General features: G+C 59.9%; 7 protein-coding genes and 1 pseudogene. 7 read left to right on the top strand and 1 reads right to left on the bottom strand.

Features of this window, described 5'->3' with window-relative positions; genetic code table 11:
• The 6 genes from AEQ67_RS30675 to fba form a co-directional block, all read left to right on the top strand.
• Positions 1–305 (top strand): transketolase-like TK C-terminal-containing protein (locus AEQ67_RS30675; RefSeq protein WP_330219467.1); only part of this gene is annotated, 305 nt, incomplete at its 5' end.
• A 174-nt stretch (positions 306–479) separates the two neighbouring features.
• Complete coding sequence (gene epd, locus AEQ67_RS30670; protein WP_059407492.1) at positions 480–1,532, top strand: erythrose-4-phosphate dehydrogenase; 1,053 nt, start codon at positions 480–482, stop codon at positions 1,530–1,532.
• A 12-nt stretch (positions 1,533–1,544) separates the two neighbouring features.
• Positions 1,545–2,708 (top strand): phosphoglycerate kinase, encoded by a 1,164-nt coding sequence (locus AEQ67_RS30665; RefSeq protein WP_059407491.1) that lies wholly within the window; start codon positions 1,545–1,547, stop codon positions 2,706–2,708.
• Positions 2,709–2,742: 34 nt separating this feature from the next.
• Positions 2,743–2,967: a hypothetical protein gene (locus tag AEQ67_RS30660; RefSeq protein ID WP_059407490.1), complete on the top strand. Its 225-nt coding sequence runs from the start codon at positions 2,743–2,745 to the stop codon at positions 2,965–2,967.
• A 56-nt stretch (positions 2,968–3,023) separates the two neighbouring features.
• On the top strand, positions 3,024–3,353 hold the full coding sequence (locus AEQ67_RS30655; RefSeq protein ID WP_059407489.1) for an MliC family protein: 330 nt from the start codon (positions 3,024–3,026) through the stop codon (positions 3,351–3,353).
• Positions 3,354–3,587: 234 nt separating this feature from the next.
• Complete coding sequence (gene fba / locus AEQ67_RS30650) at positions 3,588–4,652, top strand: class II fructose-bisphosphate aldolase (RefSeq protein WP_008151974.1); 1,065 nt, start codon at positions 3,588–3,590, stop codon at positions 4,650–4,652.
• Positions 4,653–4,891: 239 nt separating this feature from the next.
• Here fba and AEQ67_RS30645 read toward each other — a convergent pair.
• A pseudogene (locus AEQ67_RS30645) lies at positions 4,892–5,557 on the bottom strand (polysaccharide lyase family 7 protein); the annotation flags it as partial.
• Between the two features lie 322 nt (positions 5,558–5,879).
• On the opposite strand from AEQ67_RS30645, the gene AEQ67_RS30640 reads away from it, so the two are divergent.
• On the top strand, positions 5,880–8,003 hold the full coding sequence (locus AEQ67_RS30640; protein ID WP_059407488.1) for a putative bifunctional diguanylate cyclase/phosphodiesterase: 2,124 nt from the start codon (positions 5,880–5,882) through the stop codon (positions 8,001–8,003).
• The last annotated feature ends 38 nt before the right edge of the window (positions 8,004–8,041 follow it).

Genomic DNA, 8,041 nt, shown 5'->3' with positions numbered 1-8,041 from the left:
TTCAGGCGTACGACAAGCTGACCGAGCAAGGTCGCAAGGTGCGTGTGGTTTCGATGCCGTGCACCAGCGTGTTCGATGCGCAGGACGCCGGCTACAAACAAGCGGTCCTGCCGTTGCAGGTCAGCGCGCGGATCGCGATCGAAGCGGCTCACGCCGACTACTGGTACAAATACGTGGGCCTGGAAGGCCGCGTCATCGGCATGACCACCTACGGCGAGTCGGCGCCTGCGCCTGCCTTGTTCGAAGAGTTCGGCTTCACCCTGGAAAACATCCTGGGTCAGGCTGAAGAGCTGCTGGAAGACTAAAAACACAACGCGGTGGTTTCAGAACCACCGCGGTCCCTGTAGGAGCTGGCTTGCCAGCGAAGGCGGCCTCAAGAATAGTGCAAGACTTGAGGGCCTCTTCGCTGGCAAGCCAGCTCCTACAAGGGGTGTGTTGCACATGAGAATTTCGTCTGGCTGCGTATTATCGAGAACCCCATGCCTCAACCGCGTCCTTACAAAGTTGCACTCAACGGCTACGGCCGGATTGGTCGTTGCGTCTTGCGTGCGTTGTTCGAGCGAGGCGATAAGGCCGGGTTTGAAATTGTCGCGATCAACGATCTGGCCGACATGGCCAGCATCGAATACCTGACACGCTTCGACTCCACGCACGGGCGTTTCCCCGGCGAAGTGAAGGTCGAAGGCGATTGTCTGCATATTAAGGGCGACTGCGTGAAGGTCCTGCGCAGTGCCACCCCCGAAGGCATCGATTGGGCGTCGCTTGGCGTCGATCTGGTGCTGGAGTGCTCCGGCGCTTACCACACACGTGAAGATGGCCAGCGTTTCCTCGACGCCGGCGCGCCACGCGTGCTGTTTTCCCAGCCGATGGCCAGCGAGGCGGATGTCGACGCCACCATCGTCTACGGCGTGAACCAGGATTGCCTGACCGGCGACGAGCTGCTGGTGTCCAACGCGTCCTGCACCACCAACTGCGGCGTGCCGCTGTTGCGCCTGCTGGATCAGGCCATTGGTCTGGAATACGTGTCGATCACCACCATCCACTCGGCGATGAACGACCAACCGGTAATCGACGCCTATCACCATGAAGACCTGCGCCGTACCCGTTCGGCGTTTCAGTCGGTGATTCCGGTGTCCACTGGTCTGGCGCGTGGCATCGAGCGTCTGTTGCCGGAACTTGCCGGGCGAATTCAGGCCAAAGCCGTACGAGTGCCGACGGTTAACGTGTCTTGCCTCGACATTACGATGCAGACCGTCAGCGACACCGACGCCACCGAGGTCAACCGGATTCTGCGCGAGGCCGCCACCAGTGGCCCGCTCAAAGGCCTTCTGGCTTACACCGAGCTCCCCCATGCAAGCTGTGATTTCAATCACGACCCACATTCGGCCATCGTCGATGCCAGTCAGACTCGAGTTTCCGGCCCACGGCTGGTGAACATCCTGGCCTGGTTCGACAACGAATGGGGTTTTGCCAACCGAATGCTGGACGTTGCAGAACACTATCTGCAAACAGCCACCTCTCCAAAACAGTAGGAAATGCGACCCATGACCGTGTTGAAGATGACCGACCTCGATCTGCAAGGTAAGCGTGTACTGATCCGCGAAGACCTCAACGTCCCAGTCAAGGACGGTGTAGTCACCAGCGACGCGCGTATCCTGGCTTCGCTGCCGACCATCAAGCTGGCCCTGGAAAAAGGCGCGGCCGTGATGGTCTGCTCGCACCTTGGTCGTCCGACCGAAGGTGAGTTCTCGGCCGAGAACAGCCTCAAGCCAGTCGCTGACTACCTGAGCAAGGCTCTGGGCCGCGAAGTGCCGCTGGTGGCCGATTACCTGGGCGGTGTCGACGTCAAGGCCGGCGACATCGTGCTGTTCGAAAACGTACGCTTCAACAAAGGCGAGAAAAAGAACGCTGACGAACTGGCCCGGCAATACGCCGCCCTGTGCGACGTGTTCGTGATGGACGCCTTCGGCACCGCTCACCGCGCCGAGGGTTCGACCCACGGCGTGGCCAAGTTCGCCAAAGTCGCCGCCGCTGGCCCGCTGCTGGCCGCCGAACTGGACGCACTGGGCAAAGCCCTTGGCGCGCCGGCTCAGCCAATGGCAGCCATCGTTGCCGGCTCCAAGGTTTCGACCAAACTCGACGTGCTTAATAGCCTGAGCCAGATCTGCAACCAGTTGATCGTCGGCGGCGGCATTGCCAACACCTTCCTGGCCGCTGCCGGTCACCCGGTCGGCAAGTCCCTGTACGAACCGGACCTGCTGGACACCGCTCGTGCCATCGCCGCCAAGGTCAGCGTGCCGCTGCCGGTGGACGTTGTGGTTGCCAAGGAATTCGCTGAAAGCGCGACCGCGACCGTCAAGCTGATCGCCGACGTGGCCGCCGACGACATGATCCTGGACATCGGCCCACAGACCGCAGCGAATTTCGCCGAGCTGTTGAAGTCGTCCAAGACCATCCTGTGGAACGGCCCGGTGGGCGTGTTCGAATTCGACCAGTTCGGTAACGGCACCAAAGTCCTGGCCCAGGCCATTGCTGAAAGCTCGGCGTTTTCGATCGCTGGCGGCGGCGACACCCTGGCCGCCATCGATAAATATGGCGTTGCTGAGCAAATCTCCTACATTTCTACCGGCGGCGGCGCGTTCCTCGAGTTCGTCGAAGGCAAGGTGCTGCCAGCCGTTGAAGTCCTGGAAAGCCGGGCCAAGGCCTGAGGCCGCCCATTTGACCAGGCAAAGGAGTGTTCAGATGGTCAAGACGTTAGCGCTGTTGATCGTCGCGGTTTCGCTGGCGGCTTGCGGGAGCAACCCGAAAGCCAAGCCGGACCCCGCGCCGTCTGCGCCGGATCAAAACGGCTGTTACCAGGCAGACTGGCAGGCCGAAACCAACCCGGTGCTCAACAAGCGTTCCGGGCCTGATGGCCTGGACAAATACGAGACACAGACCCCGGCCAAGGAACATGGCTGCCCTTGACGGGTCTGACTCTTTACCCAGGGCTGGCGGCGTGCGCCGTCAGTCGAGGAACACGGATGAAAGGTTTTATCGCCATTACGGCGCTGGCACTGCTGGCGGGTTGCTCGAATTTCAACCTGTTCAAGCCTGCCGAATCGACGGACAACTGGACCACCTGGACCTGCGACAGCCAGGCCAAAGTGCTCTGGCGCTATACCGACGACAGCCGCAAGGAAGTCGATGTGCGCCTCGGCGGGGCCGATCAGGTCTACCGCTTGAAGCTTGAACCGGGCGCCGAAGGTTCGCTGTACAGCAACGACATGCTGGCGTTTCACGTAAAAGGTGAGGAAGGCCTGGTGTACTGGGTCGCCACCAATGATTTGATTGGCCGCGGTTGTCACCTGTAGGAGCGAGCTTGCTCGCGAGGGTCTTTAACGATAACGCGGGGCACCTGAATGCCCGCGTTGTCTGGGCCACCATCGCGAGCAAGCTCGCTCCTGCAGGGGGCCGATGTTCTGGAATTGATGCAACACCCGAATTCGCAGTCCGGGCTAACCCTCGATCTGCAATAACTTGAATAGCCGCCGCCGCTACGGCAGGCTGGCACGATTAACGACCCTCAACCGGGAGAGACACACACAATGGCACTTATCAGCATGCGCCAGATGCTGGACCACGCAGCCGAGTTCGGCTACGGCGTTCCAGCCTTCAACGTCAACAACCTTGAGCAGATGCGCGCCATCATGGAAGCCGCTGACAAGACTGACTCCCCGGTGATCGTCCAGGCTTCGGCCGGTGCTCGCAAATACGCCGGTGCACCGTTCCTGCGTCACCTGATCCTGGCGGCAATCGAAGAATTCCCGCACATCCCGGTGTGCATGCACCAGGACCACGGCACCAGCCCTGACGTCTGCCAGCGTTCCATTCAACTGGGCTTCAGCTCGGTCATGATGGACGGTTCCCTGGGCGAAGACGGCAAGACGCCGACCGACTACGACTACAACATCCGCGTCACCCAACAAACCGTGGCCATGGCTCACGCCTGCGGCGTATCGGTAGAAGGCGAGCTGGGTTGCCTGGGTTCGCTGGAAACCGGCATGGCCGGTGAAGAAGACGGCATCGGCGCTGAAGGCGTTCTGGATCACAGCCAAATGCTGACCGATCCGGAAGAAGCCGCTGACTTCGTCAAACGCACTCAGGTCGACGCCCTGGCCATCGCCATCGGCACCAGCCACGGCGCGTACAAGTTCACCAAGCCGCCTACCGGCGACGTACTGGCGATCGATCGCATCAAAGAAATCCACAAGCGCATCCCGAACACCCACCTGGTGATGCACGGTTCGTCTTCGGTGCCACAAGACTGGCTGGCGATCATCAACCAGTACGGCGGCGACATCAAAGAAACCTACGGCGTACCGGTTGAAGAAATCGTCGAAGGCATCAAGCACGGCGTGCGCAAGGTCAACATCGACACCGACCTGCGCCTGGCATCCACCGGTGCGATGCGTCGCCTGATGGCCACCAACCCGAGCGAGTTCGATCCACGTAAATTCTTCGGCGCCACCGTAACGGCCATGCGCGACGTGTGCATCGCACGTTACGAAGCCTTCGGTACTGCGGGCAACGCTTCGAAGATCAAGCCGATCTCGCTGGAAGGGATGTACCAGCGTTATCTGAAAGGTGAGTTGAACGCCAAGGTCAACTAAGCCTTCAGCGTTTGAGTTGCATTAAAAAACCCGCCGAGAGGCGGGTTTTTTGTGGGGGACCGCCCGGCCGTTCCCCTCCCTGTAGCAGCTGCCGAGCCCGCGAGGCTGCGTTCGGCTGCGAAGCAGTCGTAAAACTGAGACGGTTTTTCTTCAGATGTATCGTGTTTGCCCGATTACGACTGCTTCGCAGCCGAACGCAGCCTCGCGGGCTCGACAGCTGCTACAGGGGTCGGGGGGTATTTATCGTGATCAATATCCAACTTGCTGAACGTTACTTTCCCGCCTTCACTGGTGTACCCCGTGTGGTCCTGTACATAAACCCCGGCCTTGAAGTACAGCGGCTTGTCGCGCCAGGTCTTGCTGATGTCGGTGTCCCACTGGTAACCCGCCGCGCTGATGCCCAACGCGCCGCCAGGGCTGAGGTGGATGAGGTAGTTGAACTGTTGATCCAGTTTCACTCCGGTGGCGATGGTGATGACCCGCCCTTCGCCGTCATCCGGGTGCATGCGCACCTTGGCGACGATGTTGCCGGAGGAGGTGCTGGTTTTGTATTGATATTCGAGCTTCACCAAAGGCTTCTGACTTTCATAGGCGTGGATCTGGCCGATGACGATCTTGCCCGAGCTCGGGACCTGGTTCACTGCCAGGGTGGCCCGCAGGGAGTTATCAGCCTCCGGGTACAGCCAGTTGCGCAGGGTGCCGTTGCTGTAGGTTTCGCGAAGTTCGGTGCGTGGATACTTGGCGTTTTCGGTTTTCGAACCGGTGACCGGGGACCAGAAGAACAGGGTGCCGGTGTCGGAGTGGAAGTATTGATCCTTGAAGCCTTTCACCAGTTTGGGAGTGTCAACGGTGTACGGCGGATTGCCGACAGGAACACTCAGGTTCCAGGTTGCGAGATCGATCATAGTCAAAAGCTTCCACGATTTTTTGCTGCACGCCCGTGCCAGAAGCTCTAGCACGTGCCTTGGAGGGCGGTCTTTATAAGCGTAGAAGCCGTCTTTGTTAATCCCCGTCTGGCAGATGGTTGACGCCAACATCCTGTCGAAATGCCATCTTTCCCGGTTTTAGAGGGCTGCAGGACCGACCGTTAGTCGGCAAATGGACGCTTTGGTTAAATGATGGCTTACTGACACCTTCTGCTTTAGCGGAACCCGGTCTAGAGTGAGCGTTAGTATTTGTCCGGTTTTCACGAGAAACCGGCCTATCGCCCCGAACAAGAGAAGCAGCATGGAATGCGCGCAACCCACGCCATCTGAAGGCAGCTCGATTCTTTTAATCGTCGATGATTATCCTGAAAACCTGACCAGCATGCGCGCGTTGTTGCAGCGCCAGGACTGGCAGGTCTTGACCGCAGCCTCGGGTTTCGAAGCGCTGAGCCTGTTACTCGAACATGATGTCGACCTGGTGCTGCTGGATGTGCAGATGCCGGGCATGGACGGTTTTGAAGTGGCGCGCCTGATGCGCGGCAGCCAGCGGACCCGCCTCACACCGATCATTTTTCTCACCGCCAACGAGCAGTCCCAGGACGCCGTGCTCAAGGGCTATGCCAGTGGCGCGGTGGATTACCTGTTCAAACCGTTCGACCCACAAATACTCAAGCCCAAAGTGCAGGCGTTGCTCGAACATCAGCGCAATCGCCGTGCGTTGCAGCGCCTGAGCCACGATCTGGAGGTTGCGCGCGCGTTTAATGCCTCCGTGCTGGATAACGCGGCCGAAGGCATCCTGGTGGTTAATGAGGGCGGTCTGATCCGCTTTGCCAATCCGGCGATGTCGCGGCTGCTCAATGCCACAGTGCAAGACCTGCAAGGCAGGGAGTTTCTGGATTTCCTGCAAAAACCGCATATCCCGGTCTGGGCCGATTCCGAGCTGTTGGCCGGTTACAAACGCGGTGAAACCCTGCGCCTGCATGACGCCTTGCTCCGTACCGCGCCCGGCCAACAGGTGCCGGTGGCGTTATCTTGCGCGCCGCTGCCTGCTGAACAACATGCCATGGTGGTGACGGTGCTGGACATGTCGGTAGTGCGTCATCTGCACCAGCAACTGGAGTTCCAGGCCGTTACCGATCCGTTGACCGGGCTGCTCAACCGCCGGGGGTTCTACCAGACCGCCGAAAACCTGCTACTGCGCGGCGAACGCTCCGACAGCGCCTGGGTGTTGCTGTACCTCGATCTCGACGGCTTCAAGCGGGTCAATGACTCCCTTGGTCACGATGCCGGGGATCGGGTGCTGCGTTGGGTGTCGGAGCAGTTGAAGGCGTGTTTGCGGCCCTTCGATATTCTGGCGCGCATCGGTGGCGACGAGTTCACGGCGTTGCTGGACCTTGAGTTCCCCGAGCAGGCCGCTAAGATTGCCGAGAAGCTGATTGAGCGGGTGTCGATCTGTCAGCAGATCGATGGTCTGGATATCGCTCTGGGCGCCAGCATCGGCATCGCCACGTACCCGGACTGCGGTGCCAATCTTGACGGTTTGTTGCGGGCGTCCGACATCGCGATGTACGAAGCCAAGCGCGCCGGCCGTCAGCAATATCGCTTCTATGATCACGAAATGAACGGCCGGGCGCGCTCGCGGCTGATGCTCGAAGACAGCGTACGCACGGCCATCGAGAACCGTGATTTCAGTCTGGTGTATCAGCCACAGGTGGCTATTGCCGGTGGGCAGATTCGCGGGTTCGAAGCGTTGTTGCGCTGGCAGCATCCGAGCGTTGGTGACGTTCCGCCGGGGCTGTTTTTGCCGCTGCTGGAAGAGGCGCGGTTGATCAGTCGACTGAGCAGCTGGATTTACCAGCGTGGCGCCGAGCAACGCAAAGCCTGGGAAACCTTGTTTGCCGAGGATTTGGTGCTGGGCGTCAGTTTGAGCAGTACGCAATTTGGTATGCCCAATCTCGTCACCGAATTGCGCCAGGTGCTGGAGCGTCATGGTTTGCAAGCGCGTTATCTGGAGGTCGAGGTCACTGAAGAGGCCTTGATGCAAAACCCCGAGGAGACCCGCAAACAGTTGCGTCTGCTGCGTAACCTCGGCGTGCGGGTGGCTCTGGATGATTTCGGTTCCGGGCCGTGCTCGTTGTCTCATCTGCGGGATCTGGAGCTGGACACGCTCAAGTTCGATCGACATTTGATCGCCCGGCTGCCGGAGTCTTCACGGGATGCGGCGCTGGTGCGCAATGTGATCGACCTGTGCAAACAGTACGGGATGCTGGTGATTGCCGAAGGGGTGGAAACCGTTGCGCAATACAAGTGGCTGCAAGCCAATGGCTGCGAGTACGTGCAAGGTTTTCTGGTGTCGCGGCCGATGATGGCCGAGGACACCGGTGAGTTTGTGCAGCCGTTCGACTGGAGCGCGCTGACCGGCTGAATTCGCTACACTGGCGACCTTTTCGTGACTCGTGTTGC

The organism is Pseudomonas sp. RIT-PI-q (genome assembly GCF_001297125.1).
Lineage (GTDB): Bacteria > Pseudomonadota > Gammaproteobacteria > Pseudomonadales > Pseudomonadaceae > Aquipseudomonas.
This window is presented reverse-complemented; position numbering and strand designations above follow the sequence as displayed.